Annotated in this window: 22 protein-coding genes; 17 read left to right on the forward strand and 5 right to left on the reverse strand. The window is 36.0% G+C overall.

Annotation, left to right across the window (positions count from 1 at the left end; genetic code table 11):
• The first annotated feature begins 78 nt into the window (after positions 1-78).
• Positions 79-1,269 (forward strand): DUF5009 domain-containing protein, encoded by a 1,191-nt coding sequence (locus HAV12_RS06060; RefSeq protein ID WP_171568867.1) that lies wholly within the window; start codon positions 79-81, stop codon positions 1,267-1,269.
• 66 nt (positions 1,270-1,335) lie between these two features.
• Here HAV12_RS06060 and HAV12_RS06065 read toward each other — a convergent pair whose 3' ends face one another.
• Positions 1,336-1,905, reverse strand: coding sequence for a hypothetical protein (locus HAV12_RS06065; RefSeq protein WP_171568868.1), 570 nt, complete (start codon positions 1,903-1,905; stop codon positions 1,336-1,338).
• A gap of 237 nt (positions 1,906-2,142) precedes the next feature.
• On the opposite strand from HAV12_RS06065, the gene HAV12_RS06070 reads away from it, so the two are divergent.
• The 11 genes from HAV12_RS06070 to HAV12_RS06120 all read left to right on the forward strand — a co-directional run bounded on the left by HAV12_RS06070 (position 2,143) and on the right by HAV12_RS06120 (position 10,264).
• The gene (locus tag HAV12_RS06070) at positions 2,143-3,306 is read left to right on the forward strand and encodes a glycosyltransferase family 2 protein (protein ID WP_171568869.1); all 1,164 of its coding nucleotides are present in this window, start codon (positions 2,143-2,145) and stop codon (positions 3,304-3,306) included.
• Positions 3,307-3,390: 84 nt separating this feature from the next.
• Positions 3,391-4,743, forward strand: coding sequence for a dihydrolipoamide acetyltransferase family protein (locus tag HAV12_RS06075; protein WP_171568870.1), 1,353 nt, complete (start codon positions 3,391-3,393; stop codon positions 4,741-4,743).
• A 162-nt stretch (positions 4,744-4,905) separates the two neighbouring features.
• Positions 4,906-5,676, forward strand: a complete 771-nt coding sequence (locus HAV12_RS06080) for a 3'-5' exonuclease (RefSeq protein WP_171568871.1) — start codon at positions 4,906-4,908, stop codon at positions 5,674-5,676.
• Positions 5,677-5,768: 92 nt separating this feature from the next.
• A complete protein-coding gene (locus HAV12_RS06085) occupies positions 5,769-6,380 on the forward strand; it encodes a fumarylacetoacetate hydrolase family protein (RefSeq protein ID WP_132038008.1) in 612 nt (203 codons plus the stop codon).
• Complete coding sequence (locus HAV12_RS06090; protein ID WP_127339700.1) at positions 6,380-6,724, forward strand: Hpt domain-containing protein; 345 nt, start codon at positions 6,380-6,382, stop codon at positions 6,722-6,724. The genes HAV12_RS06085 and HAV12_RS06090 overlap by 1 nt, the downstream gene beginning before the upstream one ends.
• Positions 6,725-6,947: 223 nt before the next feature.
• Entirely contained in the window at positions 6,948-8,201 is a 1,254-nt protein-coding gene (locus HAV12_RS06095) for a CinA family nicotinamide mononucleotide deamidase-related protein (protein WP_171568872.1), read from the forward strand.
• A 71-nt stretch (positions 8,202-8,272) separates the two neighbouring features.
• The gene (gene rpmB / locus HAV12_RS06100) at positions 8,273-8,509 is read left to right on the forward strand and encodes a 50S ribosomal protein L28 (RefSeq protein WP_007805815.1); all 237 of its coding nucleotides are present in this window, start codon (positions 8,273-8,275) and stop codon (positions 8,507-8,509) included.
• Between the two features lie 27 nt (positions 8,510-8,536).
• The gene (gene rpmG, locus HAV12_RS06105; RefSeq protein ID WP_017495179.1) at positions 8,537-8,719 is read left to right on the forward strand and encodes a 50S ribosomal protein L33; all 183 of its coding nucleotides are present in this window, start codon (positions 8,537-8,539) and stop codon (positions 8,717-8,719) included.
• A gap of 7 nt (positions 8,720-8,726) precedes the next feature.
• Entirely contained in the window at positions 8,727-8,879 is a 153-nt protein-coding gene (locus HAV12_RS06110; protein ID WP_127339701.1) for a DUF4295 domain-containing protein, read from the forward strand.
• Positions 8,880-9,123: 244 nt separating this feature from the next.
• The gene (gene ftsY, locus HAV12_RS06115) at positions 9,124-10,077 is read left to right on the forward strand and encodes a signal recognition particle-docking protein FtsY (RefSeq protein WP_171568873.1); all 954 of its coding nucleotides are present in this window, start codon (positions 9,124-9,126) and stop codon (positions 10,075-10,077) included.
• 7 nt (positions 10,078-10,084) lie between these two features.
• Entirely contained in the window at positions 10,085-10,264 is a 180-nt protein-coding gene (locus HAV12_RS06120) for a hypothetical protein (RefSeq protein WP_132038003.1), read from the forward strand.
• 131 nt (positions 10,265-10,395) lie between these two features.
• On the opposite strand, the gene HAV12_RS06125 is transcribed toward HAV12_RS06120, so the two are convergent.
• Positions 10,396-11,460: a serine hydrolase gene (locus HAV12_RS06125; RefSeq protein ID WP_171568874.1), complete on the reverse strand. Its 1,065-nt coding sequence runs from the start codon at positions 11,458-11,460 to the stop codon at positions 10,396-10,398.
• Positions 11,461-11,694: 234 nt separating this feature from the next.
• On the opposite strand from HAV12_RS06125, the gene HAV12_RS06130 reads away from it, so the two are divergent.
• The 3 genes from HAV12_RS06130 to HAV12_RS06140 all read left to right on the forward strand — a co-directional run bounded on the left by HAV12_RS06130 (position 11,695) and on the right by HAV12_RS06140 (position 13,307).
• Positions 11,695-12,135, forward strand: coding sequence for a hypothetical protein (locus HAV12_RS06130; protein WP_171568875.1), 441 nt, complete (start codon positions 11,695-11,697; stop codon positions 12,133-12,135).
• A complete protein-coding gene (locus HAV12_RS06135) occupies positions 12,116-12,412 on the forward strand; it encodes a DUF721 domain-containing protein (RefSeq protein WP_171568876.1) in 297 nt (98 codons plus the stop codon). Before HAV12_RS06130 ends, HAV12_RS06135 begins: the two co-directional genes overlap by 20 nt.
• A 175-nt stretch (positions 12,413-12,587) precedes the next feature.
• Entirely contained in the window at positions 12,588-13,307 is a 720-nt protein-coding gene (locus tag HAV12_RS06140) for a hypothetical protein (protein WP_171568877.1), read from the forward strand.
• Positions 13,308-13,381: 74 nt separating this feature from the next.
• On the opposite strand, the gene HAV12_RS06145 is transcribed toward HAV12_RS06140, so the two are convergent.
• From HAV12_RS06145 to bshC, 3 genes are all read right to left on the reverse strand, one after another.
• Positions 13,382-13,801: a nucleoside-diphosphate kinase gene (locus HAV12_RS06145; RefSeq protein WP_132037993.1), complete on the reverse strand. Its 420-nt coding sequence runs from the start codon at positions 13,799-13,801 to the stop codon at positions 13,382-13,384.
• A 232-nt stretch (positions 13,802-14,033) separates the two neighbouring features.
• Positions 14,034-15,305 carry an acyltransferase family protein gene (locus tag HAV12_RS06150; protein WP_171568878.1) on the reverse strand — a complete coding sequence of 424 codons (1,272 nt, stop codon included), beginning with the start codon at positions 15,303-15,305 and terminating at the stop codon, positions 14,034-14,036.
• Between the two features lie 116 nt (positions 15,306-15,421).
• Complete coding sequence (bshC, locus tag HAV12_RS06155) at positions 15,422-17,011, reverse strand: bacillithiol biosynthesis cysteine-adding enzyme BshC (RefSeq protein ID WP_171568879.1); 1,590 nt, start codon at positions 17,009-17,011, stop codon at positions 15,422-15,424.
• A 486-nt stretch (positions 17,012-17,497) separates the two neighbouring features.
• Between bshC and HAV12_RS06160 the strand changes: the two genes are divergently transcribed.
• Positions 17,498-18,241, forward strand: a complete 744-nt coding sequence (locus HAV12_RS06160; protein WP_171568880.1) for a hypothetical protein — start codon at positions 17,498-17,500, stop codon at positions 18,239-18,241.
• Entirely contained in the window at positions 18,241-19,632 is a 1,392-nt protein-coding gene (locus HAV12_RS06165; protein WP_171568881.1) for an RtcB family protein, read from the forward strand. The genes HAV12_RS06160 and HAV12_RS06165 overlap by 1 nt, the downstream gene beginning before the upstream one ends.
• Positions 19,633-19,640: the final 8 nt, after the last annotated feature.

Raw genomic sequence — 19,640 nt, forward strand, 5'->3', positions numbered from 1 at the left:
ACTCAAAATTAAGGTAACAATGTAACTGGTCATTTCGTAATTATATTATATTTGGAGTTATTAAAAATGCAATAATTTATGAAAATAAAGGAAAACTTATACAATCAAAGGATTATTTCGATAGACGCCCTGCGCGGAATTACCATTTTTGTAATGATTTTTGTCAATGAACTGGCAAGTGTAAAAAACGTGCCGCAATGGATGAAACACATGCCGGCAGACGCAGATGCCATGACCTTTGTTGATTTGGTCTTTCCGGCATTTTTATTTATTGTAGGGATGTCGGTTCCGTTTGCATTTAACGCCCGACTGTTAAAAGGTGATAGTGCGAGAACGATTTGGACACATACTTTTAAAAGGGCATTGGCCCTAATCATCATTGGAGTGTTTATGGTCAATGCCGAATATGGCTATGACGCCTCAAAAATGATTATAACTCCGGCGCTTTGGGGCCTTTTAGCCTATGCAATGCCAATTCCGATTTGGAATAAGTATGCCAGAGATTTTCCGGTTTGGTTAAAGAATACGCTTCAATATGGCGGAATGTTAGTATTAGTGGTCTTATATTTTTTATACGTTCAGGATACGGGAGAAATGGGTATGACGCCCAAATGGTGGGGAATTCTGGGCTTAATTGGCTGGGCGTATCTTTTTACAGTAGTGTATTATTGGCTTGTTTCAGGAAAATTAGGAGCCATGATTTTGTTTTTGGTAATTTGTGTTCTTGTCAATTCACTTAATTTAATCGAAGAATCACTGGTTCATCAAAATGCAGTACTTAGTTTTATTGCCGGACATTTAACGCATGCTGCTGTAGTAACCGCCGGTGTAATTATTTCGCTATTATTTTTCGATCGAAAAATCACTCCAAAAATCAATTGGCCCGTGATAGGTTTTGCAGTATTGTTTTTGGTAACCGGATATTTGTTAAGACCATATTTCGGAATCTCAAAAATAAAAGGAACGCCATCCTGGACGATGTTTTCGGCTGCAATTTGTACCGTGCTGTTTTACTTTTTGTACTGGCTCATGGAAATAAAAAAACAAACCAAATGGAGTGGTTTCTTTATGCCAGCTGCTGCAAACCCATTGTTGATTTATATTTTACCGGGTGTTATTTATTATTTTAACCTCGTTTTTAATCTGCATATCATTCCGGATTATTTCCGTGAAGGCATTCCGGGAATTATCTGGAGTCTGGTTTTTTCAACAATTATGTTATTAGTAATGAAAATCTGTAACAAGTATAAAATTCAGTTGCATTTGTAGGAGTTTTTAGTCTCAGTATTCAGTCTCAGCTAGGCTGAAAACTGCGACTGCGACTGAATACTGCGACTAATTCTCAACTATAACTGATTTTATTTCTAACAATGCGCCCGAAACCGGGTTGTAATTCACGAAGTTTAATTTGCACAGCTTGTGTATGTCTAATAATTTTCCGTTTGGCAAGCCATCCTGCCTGAAATCAGACCAGGGAATTTTGATTGTTTTAAATTTTTCAGGAGAAGCCGGCAAATCAACTCTGGGATGAGATCCGCCGTGTATACAGCCTGTTCCTTCATCGTTTCCTTCACGAGCCTGTAGTTTGATAAGTTGTGAGGATTTATAAGTGATGATTACGAATTTAGATGTGTCAGATAAATTCGTAGCAGGACCATCATTCGAGTTAGAAGCTGTAATCATAACATTCAGCTCAATTTCCCCAACAGGTGTATCTTTGGCTGTCACGCGGATAATACCTTCTTTTTCGCGCACGGTATTAATCGTTTCCTGAGTTTCCTTTGCCGGGCCCGCAATAAACCAGGTATTGGATTCTACAAGATTTATGTCCGTATGATTCGGGTTCTCGCTAAGAAAACCACAGGATATAAATAAGACTAAAATTAAAAAAGGGAAACGAATCATACTTAGAAGCCGGTTTAAAGAATTGGGTTTTAATTTCAAATATACCTTTTATACAAATACCACGAATCAACTGGCTAAATGAAACCGAAAAGCGGAACTTATTCGAAGGAAGTAAAATAAATCAAAAAGCAATGATTTAGTATTAAATCGGCACATCAGTAAAAACGATGGCTCTTTCCGGCTGGGTTTATCTGAAAATTTCTAACTTTCCGAAAAAATCAAGAGACCCATTTTTTCATGCAGCTATCAGTTATTATTCTTAATTATAATGTCCGTTACTTTCTGGAACAATGCGTTTTAAGTGTTCAGGAAGCAATTTCGACGCTCGATGCCGAAATTATTGTCATTGATAATAATTCGTCCGATGATAGTTGCCTGATGATGCAAGAGCGCTTTCCGGATGTAAAACTGATTCAGAACAAAAAGAATTTCGGTTTTCCAAAAGGCAATAATATTGGAGTCAAAGAGGCACAGGGAAAATACATCTGTATTCTCAATCCCGATACGGTGGTGGCGGAAGATACTTTCGGTAAGATTTTAGCTTTCGCAGAAAAACAAACCAACTTGGGGATTATTGGCTGTAAATTAATAGATGGAACGGGAGAATTTCTGCCCGAAAGCAAACGCGGCATTCCAACGCCCTGGGTTGCTTTTACCAAGATTTTTGGCTTGTATAAAGTTTTTCCAAATTGGAAGCTCTTCAATCAGTATTACGCACAGCATATTTCGGAAAATGAGACTGGTAAAGTCGCTATTTTGGTAGGTGCTTTTATGTTGATGGAAAGCAATTTATATCTGGAATTAGACGGTTTCGATGAAGATTGTTTTATGTACGCAGACGATATCGATCTTTCGTACCGCGCATTACTGAAGGGGAAGCATAATTATTACTTTCCTGAAACAACCGTTTTGCATTACAAGGGTGAAAGTACCGTGAAAGATGAGAAATATATGAAGCGTTTTCAGGAAGCGATGACTTTTTTTTATCAGAAACATTTCAGGAAATCACTGTTTTTCTCTATTTTTATCAAAATCGGGATTGTGTTTTTTTCGTTTGTTAAAATGTTTCAGGGAAAATCAAAAGACAAACCGATACCTGAAAGTTATGTTTTGTATTCTTCTGATGTGAAATTATCTGAAAAATTGGCTTCTGTTTTTGAAAATAAAGTAGTGGTTTTCGATTTCAAAAAAGAAAAAATGGTAAATTCGTACCTGATTTTGAAGGGTAAAAGAGTAGAGATTATTTTAGATAATCAGCATGTTTCATTCGGAAATTGTATCAAAATCATAGAAACTCTTAGGGATAAGAGTATTACTTTTAAAATTTTCCCCAAAAGTACCAGTTTTATTATTGGAAGTAATTCAAGAAATGACAGGGGGCAAGTTATAAAAATCGAGTAAAAAATTATATTAAATGTAATTTATATTTAAAATATTCAGTAATTTCGCAATCTGAAAATCAAAATCACCCTTGAGGTTAACAATATGGCAAGATTTGAATTAAAACTTCCCAAAATGGGAGAAAGTGTAGCTGAAGCAACTATCACAAACTGGTTGAAAGAGGTTGGAGACAAAATTGAAGCTGACGAAGCGGTACTCGAAATAGCAACTGACAAAGTTGACAGTGAAGTGCCAAGCGAAGTGTCGGGAATTTTAGTCGAAAAATTATTTGGCAAAGATGATTTAGTTCAGGTAGGACAGACTATTGCAATTATCGAAACAGAAGGCGGCGTTGAAACAGCATCGTCATTTTTAGTCGATAAAGTAGTAGAGGATGAAACTGCTCCGGCCGCGGCAGCTGAAATAGAAAAAACAATCGATGCCGCTAAAGAAACCGTTACTCCTCAGGATTTTTCAACATCGGATAAATTCTTTTCTCCGCTAGTGAAAAATATTGCAAAAGAAGAAGGTGTTTCTGTTGCTGAATTAGAGAATGTTCAGGGTTCAGGAAAAGACGGACGTGTTACAAAAGAAGATATTTTAAAATATGTTGATGATCGCAAATCTGGTCCAATTGCTGCTCCAAAAGCTGTTGTTGAAACAGTTAAGGAAGTAGCGGCTCCGGTAAAAGCGGCAGAACCGGTAGTGGTTCAGAAAAGTCAGCAGGCAGTTCCCGTTTCTGTAAACGGAGGTGATGAAATCATCGAAATGGACAGAATGCGTAAATTGATTTCAGGATATATGGTGGCTTCGGTGCAGACTTCGGCTCACGTACAATCGTTTATTGAAGTTGATGTAACCAATATCGTGAAATGGAGAGATAAAGTAAAAGCTGCTTTCGAGAAAAGAGAAGGCGAGAAACTTACTTTTACGCCAATTATGATGGAAGCTGTTGCAAAAGCACTGAAAGATTTCCCGGGAATGAATATTTCTGTTGATGGTGATTATATCATTAAAAAGAAAAATATAAATTTAGGAATGGCTGCGGCTTTACCAAACGGAAACTTAATAGTACCCGTTATTAAAAATGCAGATCAGTTAAACCTTGTCGGAATGGCAAAAGCGGTTAATGATTTGGGTAATCGTGCAAAAGCAGGAAAACTGAAGCCGGACGATACGCAAGGTGGAACGTATACTGTTACCAACGTAGGGACTTTTGGAAGTGTTTTCGGGACGCCAATTATCAATCAGCCGCAAGTTGGAATCCTGGCACTTGGGGCAATTCGTAAAGTGCCTGCAGTTATCGAAACTCCGGAAGGTGATTTTATCGGAATCCGTCAGAAAATGTTCCTGTCTCACTCTTACGATCACAGAGTGGTAGATGGTGCACTTGGAGGAAGTTTTGTAAAGAGAGTTGCAGAATATTTAGAAGCTTTTGATGTAGACAGAGATTTCTAAAAAGAGCTGTTTTATAAATAATTAACCCTTTCCGTGTTTTAAACGTGGAAAGGGTTTTTCTTTTTAGATTATTAAAGTCGGAACAGAAATCGGGAACTTTATAAAAAAAACGAGTGAAATTCAGCTTTAAAATTTATATTTGTAGACTTATAAAAATCAAAAATGGAACTCAAACTCAACAAACCAATTTGCTTTTTCGACCTTGAAACTACAGGTATAGATATCGGAAAAGACAGAATAGTAGAAATTTCAATATTTAAAGTTTTTCCAAACGGAAATAAAGAAAGTAAAACTTGGTTGGTGAATCCGACAATTCCTATTCCGCCTCAGACTACTGCCGTACACGGTATAACAGATGAAAAAGTAGCGAACGAACCTACTTTTAATGAGTTGGCGCCACAGGTCTATAATATGATTAAAGACAGTGATTTGGCAGGGTTTAATTCAGATCGTTTTGATATTCCGTTATTGGCAGAAGAATTACTTCGCGCCGGAGTTGATTTTGATATGAAAAATAAAGTGTCTGTAGATGTACAGACTATTTTTCATAAAATGGAAGAACGTACCCTGAGTGCCGCTTTGAAGTTTTACTGCGGGAAAAGTCTTGAAAATGCCCATTCGGCAGAAGCAGATACTATGGCGACTTACGAAATTCTGAAAGCGCAATTAGATCGTTATCCGGAATTAGAAAATGATATGAAGTCATTATCTGAATTCACAACACGTAAAAAAATTGCCGATTTCGCCGGAATGATCGCTTTTGATAAAGACAATGAAGAAGTTTTTACTTTCGGAAAACACAAAGGTGCCAAAGTCGGAAAAATATTAGAAACAGAACCGGGCTATTTCAGCTGGATTCAAAATGCTGATTTTCCATTGTATACCAAAAAAGTTTTAACAGCTATTAAGTTAAGAAAGTTAAATACTAAGTAAGGCTCTAAGTCGCTAAGGTTGTGAGGTGCTAAGTTTTTTTGCACATTCTCTCAGAGCCTTAGCGACTTAGTTTCTTAGCAACTCTAAAAGAAATGAAGATAATCTGTATCGGTAGAAATTATGCCAATCATATTGAAGAATTAAAAAACGAGAGACCAACAGAACCTGTTGTTTTTATGAAACCGGATTCTGCGGTTTTATTAAAGCAGCATCCTTTTGTAATCCCCGAATTTTCTGAGGAAATTCATCACGAAATTGAGATAATTGTTAAAATAAATAAAGTAGGGAAGTATATTGAACCTAAGTTTGCGCATAAGTATTATGACGAAATTAGTGTAGGTATCGACTTTACTGCCAGAGATTTACAGGATCAGTTAAAAGCAAAAGGATTGCCTTGGGAAAAAGCCAAAGCCTTTGACGGTTCAGCTGTTATCGGTGATTTTTTACCCAAAACCGATTTTGTTTCTATGGAAAATCTTACTTTTGAATTGACAAATAACTCTAAAACGGTTCAAAAAGGAAACACCGGCTTTATGCTTTGGAAAATTGATGAACTGGTATCGTTTGTGTCGCAGTATTTTACATTAAAAATTGGCGACATTATTTTTACAGGAACACCGGAAGGCGTTGCCTCTGTTAAACCAAACGACGTTTTGGAAGGCTTTTTAGAAGATAAAAAATTATTCAGAATACAAGTAAAATAATGGCTTTAAAGTACAACCTTTCGAAAGTATATGCACTTTCAGATAATGATCCTGAATTTGTAAACGAAATTCTAAAACTATTTGTTACCGAAGTTCCCGAGGATTTGAAACAAATCAAAGAGGGAATTAAAAAGAAAGATCATAAGTATGCTTATTCTTATGCGCACAAGATAAAACCAACATTGGATTTAATGGGGTTAAATGTGGCATTCGAGGAAATTCTGCAAGTTGAGGCCTGGACAAAAGCCGAAGGCAAGAAAAAAGAAATTATCGAAACTTTTAAAAGTATTAAAATACAAGTGAAAGATGCGATCAAGGAGATCAAAAAAGACTTTGATTTGTAATATATAAGAGCGACCCGGTTTTTGACTTATTTAAAATCGGTCAAAAACTGGGTCGTCCCGATAGCTATCGGGGTCCCATATCTTTTGTTCCGGAAATATTTTGCCTAAAACAGGTTTCTTTTGTTACAAAGGATACCGTTTCTACCCCGCACGCAAACCGGAATATCAGTAACCTTCTTTTAAATAATGACTTACAATAAGTGAGTAAAAATATTCCACAGCTATGAAAGCAACTATCATTACTATTGGAGACGAAATTTTAATCGGTCAGATTGTAGATACAAACTCCGGTTTTATCGCAAAATCGCTGGACCGGATCGGTGTTGAAGTTCATGAAATGATTTCGATAAGCGATGATAAAAAACACATTTTAGACACCTTTGCGCAACTTCAAAACAAAGTTGATGTCGTAGTCATTACAGGCGGATTAGGGCCAACAAAAGATGATATCACCAAAAAAACATTCTGCGAATATTTTAATGATGAGATGGTTGTAAATCCCGAAGTTCTGGCACATGTAACGGAATTGATAGAAGGGTTTTACAAGCGACCGATTTCACAATTAAATAAAGATCAGGCTTTGGTTCCCTCAACCTGTACCGTACTGCATAATAAAGTGGGTACGGCGCCGGGAATGTGGATGAAGAAAGAAAATACGGTATTTATTTCGCTTCCGGGAGTTCCGTATGAAATGAAATATTTAGTCGAAAACGAGATAATTCCAAGAATTATTAACGAATACAAGCGGCCGTATATTATCCATAAAACGATTTTAACGTATGGGCAAGGCGAGAGCCTAGTCGCTGAACGTATAGAAGAGTGGGAGAATAATCTGCCTGATTTTATCAAATTAGCCTATCTGCCAAATCCCGGAAGAGTGCGTTTGCGTCTTTCGGCAAGAGGTACCGATAAAGAAGTGCTCGAAGAGGCGCTTGAAGCCAATATAAAATCATTAGATGCTATAATTCATGATATTATAGTAGGTTACGAAGAAAACGAAACGATAGAGTCGGTAGTCGGAAAACTATTGACGAAACAAAATAAAACCATTGCTACGGCTGAAAGTTTTACGGGTGGAAAAATCGCATCGGTTCTATCAGCAGTTCCCGGAGCTTCCAGCTATTTCAAAGGCAGTGTGGTTTCTTATGCAACAGAGGCTAAGGTTAACGTTCTTGGGGTCTCGCAGGATATAATAGATCAATATTCGGTGGTAAGTGCCGAGGTTGCATCGGCTATGGCTTTGAATGTGAAAGAGATACTTAAAACAGACTACGCAATTGCCACTACCGGGAACGCCGGACCGGCAAAAGGAGATTCAGATGCTGAAATTGGCACTGTTTTTATCGCTTTGGCAACACCGGATGGTATAATTACAGAAGAATTTAACTTTGGTCAACCACGTGAAAAAGTGATAGATAGAGCGACGATTAAGAGTTTAGAAATATTACAGAAAGAAATTTTAAAAATTGTGCAATAATTTTTTGCTACAATGGTTTATTTTTCTTTTCTTTGCACCCTGATTTTGAATAACGATAAAAGATAAGTATAATGTCAAGAGTTTGTGACCTTACAGGTAAAAGAGCGATGGTAGGAAATAACGTTTCTCACGCTATGAACAAAACTAAGAGAAAATTTTCTGTAAACTTAGTTAAAAAGCGTTTTTATCTTCCAGAAGAAGATAGATGGATTACTCTTAGAGTAGCAGCATCTACGATAAAAACAATTAATAAAAATGGAATTTCTGCTGTTTTGAAAAAAGCGCAGTCAGAAGGATTTATCAAATAATCTTTTCCTAAATAAATATATAGCAAGATGGCAAAGAAAGGTAATAGAATCCAGGTAATTTTAGAATGTACAGAACACAAGACTTCTGGTGTTGCAGGTACTTCTAGATATATAACAACTAAGAACAAGAAAAATACTCCGGACAGACTTGAGATTAAGAAATTTAATCCAATCCTGAAACGTGTAACTGTTCATAAAGAAATTAAATAATTAAGTCATGGCAAAGAAAACCGTAGCATCGTTACAAACAGCTTCTAAGAGATTATCAAAAGCCATCAAAATGGTGAAATCTCCAAAAACTGGTGCATATACATTCGTAGAATCTATTATGACTCCTGAAGAAGTTGATAATTTCTTGAAAAAGAAATAATAACATACATCGCATATAGAAAAGCTACTTTCATTCGGAAGTAGCTTTTTTATTTTTTATATTTGTCTAAAATTTACAGAAACAAAATAATATCGTTCTTCATAAAACGTTTCCGATTTTTCTTATAACAAGTGAAATCAATTGCTGAGGTAAGCAGAAACAGCAGGAAGGTTAATTTATTCTGTAAACATTAAGACTATAGCGTTCAAAAAGCATATAGTCTAGAACTAACAACAAATAAAAAATGAGTTTTTTTAAAAAATTATTCTCTACCGACAAAAAAGAGACTTTAGACAAAAGTCTTGAAAAATCAAAAAATACTTTTTTCTCAAAGTTAAGCAAAGCTCTAGCCGGAAAATCTAAGGTTGATGACGATGTTTTAGATGATCTGGAAGAAATTCTGGTGGCTTCCGATGTTGGGGTAAATACAACATTGAAAATAATTTCAAGAATCGAAAAACGTGTTGCTGACGATAAATATTTAGGAACAGAAGAATTAAACCAGATTCTTCGCGAAGAGATTGGTTCTTTGTTATCTGAAACAAATACCGGGGAAGCTACTGAATTTGAAATTCCGAAAGATAAAAAACCATATGTTTTAATGGTGGTTGGAGTTAACGGAGTTGGTAAAACCACTACAATCGGTAAATTGGCTTATCAGTTTAAAAAAGCGGGTTATAAAGTAGTTTTAGGAGCTGCAGATACTTTTCGTGCCGCTGCTATTGATCAGTTACAGGTTTGGGCAGACAGAGTAGATGTGCCAATCGTAAGACAGAATATGGGAAGTGATCCTGCTTCTGTTGCTTTTGATACCCTGCAATCTGCGGTAGCCCAAGATGCCGATATTGTTATTATTGATACTGCCGGACGTCTTCATAATAAAATCAATCTGATGAACGAACTTACCAAAGTAAAACGCGTGATGCAGAAAGTTGTCGCTGATGCGCCTCATGACGTTCTTTTGGTTTTAGATGGTTCAACCGGTCAGAATGCTTTTGAGCAGGCAAAACAGTTTACGGCAGCTACAGAGGTAACTTCGCTGGCTGTAACTAAATTGGACGGAACTGCTAAAGGTGGTGTGGTGATTGGTATCTCAGATCAATTTCAGATTCCTGTAAAATATATTGGAGTTGGTGAAGGAATTGAAGATTTACAGGTCTTTAATAAATATGAATTCGTAGATAGTTTCTTTAAATAATAGCAGAATGAGTTTTTCTTCTTTAAAAAATATAACGCCTGTTACTTTTTATTTCGCCAGCGTTATAAGTTTTGTTTTAGCAAATGTTTTAAAAGATAAAAGTTTGTCTTTTTATTACATTCTATTGGTTTTAGGTTTGGCTTTCTTTTTTATGGGAATGCTAAAAAGAGTTCGTACAAAGCGATAAATTAAATAAAAAAAGTTAATTTTTTTAAATCCCAAATTCCAATTTTAATCGTTGGAATTTGGGATTTTTCTATTGGAGTATGAAGCTTCTCTATTGGAATTTGAGATTTCTCTATTGGAATTTATCCAAAACTATTGGTACAAAGCATTAATTTTCTCCCATAAAGTTTTATCAAAATCCGATAACGCCAGGTTGACATCGTCCGCTGCGTCTCCCATTCTGATCACCACCATATTTTTACTTGGAATAACATATATTTTCTGGTCATTTTTTCCTAATGCCATAAACATATCGTTTGGTGCAGTTGGAATTATACTTCCCGGGATGGTAAGTTGTGATTGTGGTAAGTGGTAATTGGCTTTTCCGTTCAGCCACCACAAATAGCCGTATCCTAAATTGATGTTTTGTGAAGTAGTGGTAGCTTCGTTAAAATAACTTTCATTCAGGATAGTTGTATTCTCCCATTTTCCCTTATTGAGCATTAGGAGTCCGAAACGGGCCATGCTTCTTGTGGTGCTGGTATACACGCTGTTCACCCCAAGTTGTACCCAGTTTCCGTTCATACCAATTTTGTCCCTTAATTTAGTGTTGAAATAATTCTCCCAGGTTTGGTTACTTGACTTGGCAACGACATCCTGGAGTTTGACATAAACGTTGTGATAGGCCCAGCGTTTTCCGGCATCGGCTTTGTAAACTAAACTGGCGGGATCTACATCGTCTGTGCTTTCATCAAGCCCTGATGTCATGGTGAGTAAATGTTTGCAGGTGATCAGGTTTTCCTGCGCAGGTGATTCGCTTGTCCAGCCTGTTCCGATATAATCTGAAACTTTATTGTTAATGTTGAGCAATCCTTCCTGTTGTGCAATTCCGGTCATGGTCGACGTTAACGTTTTTCCTGCGCTTGCCCAATACCAGTTGGTGGTTGCGGAATGGTTGTTGAAATAATTTTCTAAAACAATTCGCCCATTTACCAAAATAATAAACGATTTGGAATGTTTTAGTTCTAAATAATCTAAAAGCGGCTGCACCGCATTTTGATTCCATTTGAGGTCTGAAATGGACTTCGTTTCCCAGGTACTTCCGGTTAAAGGAGGAAAATACATGGTTTCTGCCGGAGTGGATTGATCATCGGATGATTCTTTGCTGCAACTGATAAAAGTTAAGAGTATCAGCAGCTTAAAAATAGTTTTGGTCATGTTTTTGGTTTTTAGGTTTGGGGTTTGACCAAAAATATGCAAAATAGTTTAATGGGTTTTATGAATTTTTATTTCTTTTGAATTTTTATAAGGTTAACTTTGTAACTCACGAAATATTCTTTTGAAAACGGGAGTCTTAGCCCTGATGGGAGCGGCATCCTTTTATGGCGGTGTTCGCCATAAAAGATATAGCAGACAGCAGGAATCAGCTCCTTTATTAATATTATACTTATTATGAAAAACTCTTTTATGATCCTGGTTTTATCTTTTTTGTTTGTGAGCTGCAAACAGGAAATTAAACCAACGGATATTGCAAAACTGAACGGCTACTGGGAAATTACGAAAGTTGTTTTTGATAAAGGTGATGAGAAGGATTATGGAATGAATGAAACTTTTGATTTTTTTGAAATTAAAAAAAATAAAGGAATCCGAAAGAAAGTAATGCCGCAATTTGACGGAACTTTTTTGACAAGTGATTCTTTTGAAAATGTTTCGGTTCGTTTTGCTGATGGAAAGACTTTTCTAGATTATAAAACAAATTATGCCAAGTGGAGTGAGGAATTGATTTCGATTTCAGATGAAGAATTGGTGGTAAAAAACCAGGAAAATAAGGAATATCATTATAAAAAAGCAGGACCCATAAATTTATTAGACGATGGCAAAAAGGTTAAATAATCAAAGTTCAATTGGAGATGTATTGCAACAGATTATTCAGGTGAATAAACTGCAGCCCGGAATGGATCAGATTGATGTAAAAGAAGCCTGGAGGCAGTTGATGGGGAATGGAGTAAATACGTATACCAAAAACGTTGTCCTGAAAGGAAGCACGCTTTATGTAGAACTTGGATCTGCTGTTTTAAGAGAGGAACTGAGCCACGGAAAATCTAAAATTGTCAAGATGATTAATGAAGATTTAGGGCGTGAAGTGGTAAAGGATGTCGTTTTACGTTAAATTTTATTTGGCTTTTAAACGATTTAGATCTTTAGGTTTTAATATTAAAAATAAAATTAACACTTCTACTCTGGAAGTGTTTTTTTTATGATATATTTGACCGATAAGTATTTTTTTTAATACATATTTTTTTAATAATTAAATCCAAAAACAATCCAAAAACAATCCAAAAACAATGAAAAAAGTATTCCTTATTTTAACCGTATTATTAGCTTTAAACAGTTATTCGCAAAAGAAAAAAGTCGCAGTTGTCGGTTTTTACACAGACAAAACTATCAGTCTAGCTGATTTGGGACTAGGTAGTTTGGCTGCGATAGCTGATTTAGGTAATAATCCTGATTTTAATCTTACCCCTATTTTAGAGAAGTATCATAATTCTTTTTTTAATGTTTTTTCTAAACAATTCCCTTTTGATTTACTTCCTGAAAATGAAGTAATCCAAAAACAGGAATATATTGATTTCATTCCTAAATTTGCCAGAGAAGGAGATGCCGGGAAAACAATCATCAATTACCCTGGATACAAATATATTTATGAAGGTATGAATGGTTCTGAAAATGAAGTAGGAACTGCTACCATGTTTAAAGATGTTGCAGATGGTGTTTTATTTACTGAAATACATTTTGCTTTACAAAAAGGATTCGCTGTTGGTGGAACCGGAACGGTTAAAATGAAAGCGTATGCCAGAATTGCATTATATGATAAAACAGGAAAAAAAGTATTTGCGTTTAGTGAAGGAGCAAATTCTAAAAAGACTGGGGCTATTATAGGTGGAATTCCTGTTTTAACTGCTGAAAAAATATTACCAATGTGTGAAAGTGCTTTAGACGAACTTTTGAAAGATTTAGATGAAAAAATAGCTAAAATCGTTAAAAAGACAGACGGTAAACTTTAATCATTTTACAATCAGAATAAAAAAAATCCATTCGCATCGCGAATGGATTTTTTTTTTGTGCTAAAATCTAAAATCTAAAATTGCTCTCTTCCAGCAAAGTGGAATGCACCTTCGATAGCAGCATTTTCGTCGCTGTCTGAACCGTGAACTGCATTTTCTCCGATAGAAGTTGCGTATGCTTTACGAATAGTTCCTTCAGCAGCTTCAGCTGGATTTGTAGCTCCAATTAAAGTTCTGAAATCTTCTACTGCGTTTTCTTTTTCTAAAATTGCAGCAACAATTGGTCCGCGTGACATGAATTCAACTAATTCTCCGTAGAAAGGTCTTGCAGCGTGAACAGCATAAAATGCCTCAGCATCAGCTACAGTTAATTGAGTTAATTTTAACGAAACGATTTTGAAACCTCCGTTAGTAATCATTGCTAATATGTTCCCGATGTGTCCGTTTGCTACTGCATCCGGCTTAATCATTGTAAAAGTTCTATTTGTTGCCATTTTCTTGCGTTTTTTAAATTTTGTGCAAAAATAGACTTTTTTTATGAATTGATTTTAATTAATTCATAATTAAAACATCATGAAATGCTGTTTTGCTAATTCTTTTACCATATAAGTTATATAAGATATTATAAGCAGAGGCCCAGAACAACTTTGTCTTTTCCTTTTCTATCGCTTAACATAGCGATATTGACTTAAATGAACTTATATAACTTATATGGTAAGAAAAAAATTAAACTTTAAAAATGAGTTTGTTTTTATAGAAGATCCATAGAATAAAGGTCCAGATCGCGACATAAACCAATGCACCGGCGAAAGACGCCATCATTGGATTACCGAAAAACGGAGCAATTCCATAACCATATAAATAACTGAGAAGATTAATTTGTTCTCCGGCCTTATGTGGATTTTCAAACTGAATCATGACCAAAGCCTGCGGTATAATCTGAGAGGCAAAAAACACAATCATTGGATTTACACCCCAGATTAAAAATAATTTGAAACCTTTTTTATAGGCTGCAATATCAATAATGTAATAGAGAAGTGATAAGGCAGTTGTCGCCAGTCCGGTGGTGTATAATACGTAGCTGCTCGTCCAGATCGATTTGTTAATTGGGAAAACAATATTCCAAAGCAAACCACCTATAATTAATGCTATTCCAACTAAAGCCATTTTTTTAGCGATATCAGTTTTTGCAATTTTAAGTTGTAATAACTGACCAATTAGTAAACCGATAATTCCATTTACGATGGATGGAATGGTGCTCAGAATCCCCTCCGGATCCCAGGTTACAGTGCCACGGTACATATGACCTTTTAGGAGAACACTGTCCAGCCATGCTGCTAAATTGGTTCCTTTGTCAAGATTCGCTTCGCCGATTCCGGGAACCGGTATCAAGGTCATAGCGGCCCAATAACCCAATAATAAAACAACTCCTGTTATGATTTGTGTCTTTTGTGATGTTTTTAGATATAAGAGGGACACAACAAAATATACCACTGCAATTCGCTGTAAAACTCCGGGAAGACGCACATCGTGATAGGCTTCGATTCCGCTGTATGCCAAAAAGAGGTAGATCAGTAAGATCGAAAAAGCAAATATATTTTTTAATTTAGAATTAAAATTCCCCATCAGGGCATATCCAACACCGATTGTAATAATTAGTCGGCCCATAAGTAATGGAATTCCTTCGAGACCAAAAAGCTGTATTTTCCCGAAATAATTGAAGAAAATCCCAAGGCATAACATTCGTAAGGAACGTACCAGGATTTTATTAAAGGTAGTGCCGTCGTATTTTTTATCCGGCATGGCAAGAGGAACTGCCACTCCCATAATAAATACAAAAAAAGGAAATACTAAGTCGGTTAGCGTACAGCCATTCCATTCGGCATGTAAAAGTGGAGGAAAAACGTGGCCCCAATCTCCGGGATTGTTGACAATCGTCATTAATAAAATTGTGAGTCCGCGAAAGACATCTAGCGAAATTAAGCGTTCTTTTACCATTGGTTTTGGGTAAATTGGTTAGTTAATAAATTTTAAAAGTCGCTATTTGGTTTAAAAACAATACTTTCAGGATCAGGTGGTTATTTTATCCTGAAAGTATTGCGGTAAAGTATAAATTATATGGTTATAATGGAGAAATTGGTTGATAAAGGTTTTAATTTCTGCGTTAATAATGGAATCAGTTGTTCACCTTTTTCTAAATAAAACTCAGAAAAATTACTCTGGCGTTCCTGTAAGCTGTTATTCGGAAACAATTGACATTGTAAATCTACGACACGCTCTAATTGGTCGTTTAATTTTCTTTTTTGCGCCTTAAGCAAACGTTTCTCCAGATTTTCCAATCCTTTTTTCTGCTTTACTTCCTGGGCTTTTACTGCTCCGGTAAACGATTTGTCCGTTTTTTGAGCTAACTCAGACAGATATTCAAATTGTTTCTCCAGAATTTCTTTTTGAGGAGTCAGGTCAATTGGGAATTCTGAAATTTTATGCGTTACAGCATTGACCAAATCGGCTGGTTTGGTAAATAAATCTTTCCAGCTTAAACCTAACTGATCGGCTTTTTTAGCCTGTTTCTCCGTTGTCAGCAATACGGAATTTCGAACCAGAATCATTGGGAAGGTAATATTTACAGCATCAAAGAAAGATTTTAATTCCAGCCAGTACGCAATTTCCCCTCCTCCGCCGATGTAACATAAATTAGGCAAAATAATTTCCTGATACAACGGTCGCATAATCACATTTGGACTGAATTTTTCAGGATTACTTTCCAGTAAGTTTAAAATTTCTTCTTTTGAAAATGAAGTTTTGGTGTTATTGACCATGAATTTATCATTTTCAAAAACAATGCGTTCACGCAGATTATCTTCAATATAAAACAAATTGATTTCACGAGGATTTACCTGAACCGTATAATTTTTTAATTTTTCAATAGTTTCCTGAACGGCTTTAAAAGAAGTCTGCTCTAACAATTCTTCTTTGATGTAAGGAACAAAGGCGCGTTTTAAATCGGCACTATCAGCATCTATAATGACTAAACCCTGGGAAGAAAATAATCCATTCGCTAAAAAACGGGTAGCATCCGCAAGTGTATTATGTTTTAGGTAAGCGTCTTCAAATAGTTTTTTCAGGACATTGGCATTCGTACTGGATCCTAATTCTAAGGCATAAATTTCGAAAAATTCGGTTAAACCTTCGGTTGAAAGTCTTCCTACAGGGCCAGTACTTTCGGTGTTCCAACGGAATTTTTTCCCTTTAAAATTGAAATAATTGATCTCTTCAAAATCGTGATCCTCGGTCGCCATCCAGTAAACAGGTACAAAATTGAAATTAGGATATTTTGATTTCAATTCCTTGGTCAGATTGATGGTCGATATGATTTTATAAAGAAAATATAAAGGGCCGCTAAAAAGATTTAACTGATGTCCCGTCGTAACCGTAAACGTACTTTCGTGGGCCAAAAGCTCGATGTTTTGTTGGGTTAAATCTGAAATTTCAAGGGCAGCATATTGCTCTTTTAAAACAGAAACTAACGGAATTCGGTTTTGATTATTGAAATTCTGCTGTTTTTCAATGATTTGTTTTTCAAAGTTTTCCAGTACTGGAAAATTATTATATAGCGGTTTTAAATCCGGTTTTTGTTCTAAATAATCTTGTATCAAAGTCGAGAAATATCCTGAGTTTTGGTAGCTGATACAGTCGGTTGGCATAATTTTGGGTTTATTTTTTGATAGCTGTAAATTTAAGCAAAATATGTAGTTAAAATTGGTTTTAACGATTGCTTATGATTTGAATTTTATTTTTAAGTTTAAACAACTGTAAATCAGATGTTTTGTATCGTTTCTGAAAAATATTTCGATAATAATTTGTTTATTAGGAAAATATTTCACAAAATTTGCCTCAGAAAAATAAATCATTAATTATTAATAACGAAGACAATGTTTGTATTAAACTTTACCTCTCAAAACATCGCATCAGGATCAGATTCTGTTGGCATGTGTCTTCGTGGCTTTTCTCAATCCTAGTAAATCAATTTTAGATATAAGAAGAAGCCCGAAGGAAATAACTTTCGGGCTTTTTTTATTCTGGACACTTCAAAAAATTCCCGATCAAAGAACTTAATTTATCTGTTTCAGATAAAATGTTTTGCCCTGCATTTTTAAATGTTTGGGTCAGAAATTAATTTAATTTTTTTAATGGACAATTCTCTTTTCGACGATTACATTCAATGTAGTCGTTTAAAGAAAAAAAGACGCAAAAAAAGATTGGTTAAAGAGGATTTTGAAAAACATCTTGTTCAATTATCAAAAAGAAAACATGCAATCTATCTGGCAATTAAAGAATTGCCTTTAATAGCATTGAAAGAGCCTTATCAAAAAGGCTGGGTTCGCTTTTTTGTAGTTCGAAAAGATATTTTACGCTCAGACGAAGCGATGTTTTATGTGAATGTATTGGAAAAAATAAACACTTTTCAATTTTCGAATCAAAAAACATTCACCAGTCGGAAAAAGCGCTTTGGAAAAAAAACAGAGAATCCAAAGGAGCAATTTCTAGCGAAAATCAATGTCAGCGAATGGAATACGAATAAATTCGAACTAACTGACAAAGAAAAATCCTGCTTTACACGAATCGAAAAATGGTCGGATCGATGCCGTTGTTTTAAGACTTATTATCAATTTACGGAATCCTGGCGTTTTGTATTTAAAATTGAGCCGAATATCATTACACATCAAAAAGCTGTAGACGCAGTGCTTGAAAGTGAATTAAGGCTTATAGAAAATTACATACAAAATCGGGATCTGGGATATAAGATTTATAAAAGCGGTAACAGAGACGCCAGTTATTATTACAGTTTGGAGAAACTAAAAAATAACAATCAAATCAATACTAAAAATCTGAATACGATATATGAAGCGTATCTGGAAGAAAAATATACCTAATGGGAAATAAATTATCAGGAAAGGATCTTATTAAGATAGGCTTTCCAAAAAATAACAGTATCAATATTGCTTTAGGGCAGATCAACAGATACAGAAAAAGAGAAAAAAAAGAGAGCATATTAACCGAAGCCAAAGAAGTTTTGTTGTTTCCGGAAAAATTTATGGGACACGGAACCTGGGGAAAAGTTGCGGAAGGATTGGTAAATCCGGTACAGGTAAGAATGCATCAGCTCAATAATGCCCGGGCGCCGTTTTCGATTTTCGGGGAAAATGAAATTGATGAGCAGGCAAAGTACCAATTGTATGATGCTTTAAAATTGCCAATTTCAGTTGCCGGAGCTTTAATGCCTGACGCGCACTCCGGTTACGGATTGCCGATTGGCGGTGTGCTGGCAACAGACAGTGCCGTAATTCCTTACGGAGTTGGCGTTGACATCGGATGCCGCATGAGTTTGTCCATTTTTGACATTCCGGCTTCATTTTTCAAAGGAAAAGAGCATCAGCTGCAGGCGATTTTAAAAGACAATACGAAATTCGGAATGTACGAAACCCACGCCATAAAAGGAGATCATGAATTATTCAGCCGGAGTGAATTTCAGGATATTCCGCTTTTGAAAAATCTTTTGCCTAAAGCGTACAAACAACTTGGGACTTCCGGCGGAGGAAATCACTTTGTAGAATTTGGAATTGCAAAAATTACTGACCCGCTTAATGAATGGAAAATTGGTGTCGGGGAATATTTTGCGGTGCTTTCACACAGCGGCTCAAGAGGATTGGGAGCCAATATTGCGAAACATTATACGTATCTGGCGACTAAACAATGTCCGTTACCAAAAAATGTACAGCATTTGGCCTGGCTGGATCTGAATACACATGATGGTCAGGAATACTGGCTGGCGATGAATTTAGCCGGCGATTATGCCAAAGCCTGTCACGATGACATTCACCGCCGGATTGCCAAAGCGATCGGAAAACGAGTGGTGGTGACCATTGAAAACCATCACAATTTTGCCTGGAAAGAGACTGTAAACGGCAAGGAAGCCATTGTACATCGCAAAGGGGCAACTCCTGCCAACGTTGGGGAACTGGGTATTATTCCGGGTTCCATGACGGCTCCGGGATTTATTGTGAAAGGAAAAGGAAATGCCGAGAGCTTAAACTCTGCATCGCACGGTGCCGGAAGGCTTTTCTCGCGTAGAAAGTGTAAAGAGTCCTTCACCCAAAGCGAAATTAATAAAGTTCTGAAAGCAAACGATGTCACTTTAATTGGAGGAAATATAGATGAAGCTCCAATGGCCTACAAAGACATTAATAAAGTAATGGCAAACCAAAACGAACTGGTTGATGTGCTTGGTACATTCACTCCAAAAATCGTTAGAATGGACCGCTAAATGAGTAA

Source organism: Flavobacterium sp. CLA17 (assembly GCF_013112255.2).
Taxonomy (GTDB): Bacteria; Bacteroidota; Bacteroidia; order Flavobacteriales; family Flavobacteriaceae; genus Flavobacterium; species Flavobacterium circumlabens.

Bases quoted from the DNA above. Each gene is read 5' to 3' on its own strand.
- HAV12_RS06120 (WP_132038003.1), top strand. From the start codon at position 10,085: ATGAGTTTTTCTTCTTTAAAAAATATAACGCCTGTTACTTTTTATTTC.
- HAV12_RS06125 (WP_171568874.1), bottom strand. From the start codon at position 11,460: ATGACCAAAACTATTTTTAAGCTGCTGATACTCTTAACTTTTATCAGT.
- HAV12_RS06070 (WP_171568869.1), top strand. From the start codon at position 2,143: ATGCAGCTATCAGTTATTATTCTTAATTATAATGTCCGTTACTTTCTG.
- HAV12_RS06150 (WP_171568878.1), bottom strand. From the start codon at position 15,305: ATGGTAAAAGAACGCTTAATTTCGCTAGATGTCTTTCGCGGACTCACA.
- HAV12_RS06065 (WP_171568868.1), bottom strand. From the start codon at position 1,905: ATGATTCGTTTCCCTTTTTTAATTTTAGTCTTATTTATATCCTGTGGT.
- HAV12_RS06110 (WP_127339701.1), top strand. From the start codon at position 8,727: ATGGCAAAGAAAACCGTAGCATCGTTACAAACAGCTTCTAAGAGATTA.
- HAV12_RS06090 (WP_127339700.1), top strand. From the start codon at position 6,380: ATGGCTTTAAAGTACAACCTTTCGAAAGTATATGCACTTTCAGATAAT.
- HAV12_RS06130 (WP_171568875.1), top strand. From the start codon at position 11,695: ATGAAAAACTCTTTTATGATCCTGGTTTTATCTTTTTTGTTTGTGAGC.
- bshC (WP_171568879.1), bottom strand. From the start codon at position 17,011: ATGCCAACCGACTGTATCAGCTACCAAAACTCAGGATATTTCTCGACT.
- HAV12_RS06075 (WP_171568870.1), top strand. From the start codon at position 3,391: ATGGCAAGATTTGAATTAAAACTTCCCAAAATGGGAGAAAGTGTAGCT.
- ftsY (WP_171568873.1), top strand. From the start codon at position 9,124: ATGAGTTTTTTTAAAAAATTATTCTCTACCGACAAAAAAGAGACTTTA.
- rpmG (WP_017495179.1), top strand. From the start codon at position 8,537: ATGGCAAAGAAAGGTAATAGAATCCAGGTAATTTTAGAATGTACAGAA.
- HAV12_RS06095 (WP_171568872.1), top strand. From the start codon at position 6,948: ATGAAAGCAACTATCATTACTATTGGAGACGAAATTTTAATCGGTCAG.
- HAV12_RS06145 (WP_132037993.1), bottom strand. From the start codon at position 13,801: ATGGCAACAAATAGAACTTTTACAATGATTAAGCCGGATGCAGTAGCA.
- HAV12_RS06085 (WP_132038008.1), top strand. From the start codon at position 5,769: ATGAAGATAATCTGTATCGGTAGAAATTATGCCAATCATATTGAAGAA.
- HAV12_RS06080 (WP_171568871.1), top strand. From the start codon at position 4,906: ATGGAACTCAAACTCAACAAACCAATTTGCTTTTTCGACCTTGAAACT.
- HAV12_RS06160 (WP_171568880.1), top strand. From the start codon at position 17,498: ATGGACAATTCTCTTTTCGACGATTACATTCAATGTAGTCGTTTAAAG.
- HAV12_RS06165 (WP_171568881.1), top strand. From the start codon at position 18,241: ATGGGAAATAAATTATCAGGAAAGGATCTTATTAAGATAGGCTTTCCA.
- HAV12_RS06060 (WP_171568867.1), top strand. From the start codon at position 79: ATGAAAATAAAGGAAAACTTATACAATCAAAGGATTATTTCGATAGAC.
- HAV12_RS06140 (WP_171568877.1), top strand. From the start codon at position 12,588: ATGAAAAAAGTATTCCTTATTTTAACCGTATTATTAGCTTTAAACAGT.
- rpmB (WP_007805815.1), top strand. From the start codon at position 8,273: ATGTCAAGAGTTTGTGACCTTACAGGTAAAAGAGCGATGGTAGGAAAT.
- HAV12_RS06135 (WP_171568876.1), top strand. From the start codon at position 12,116: ATGGCAAAAAGGTTAAATAATCAAAGTTCAATTGGAGATGTATTGCAA.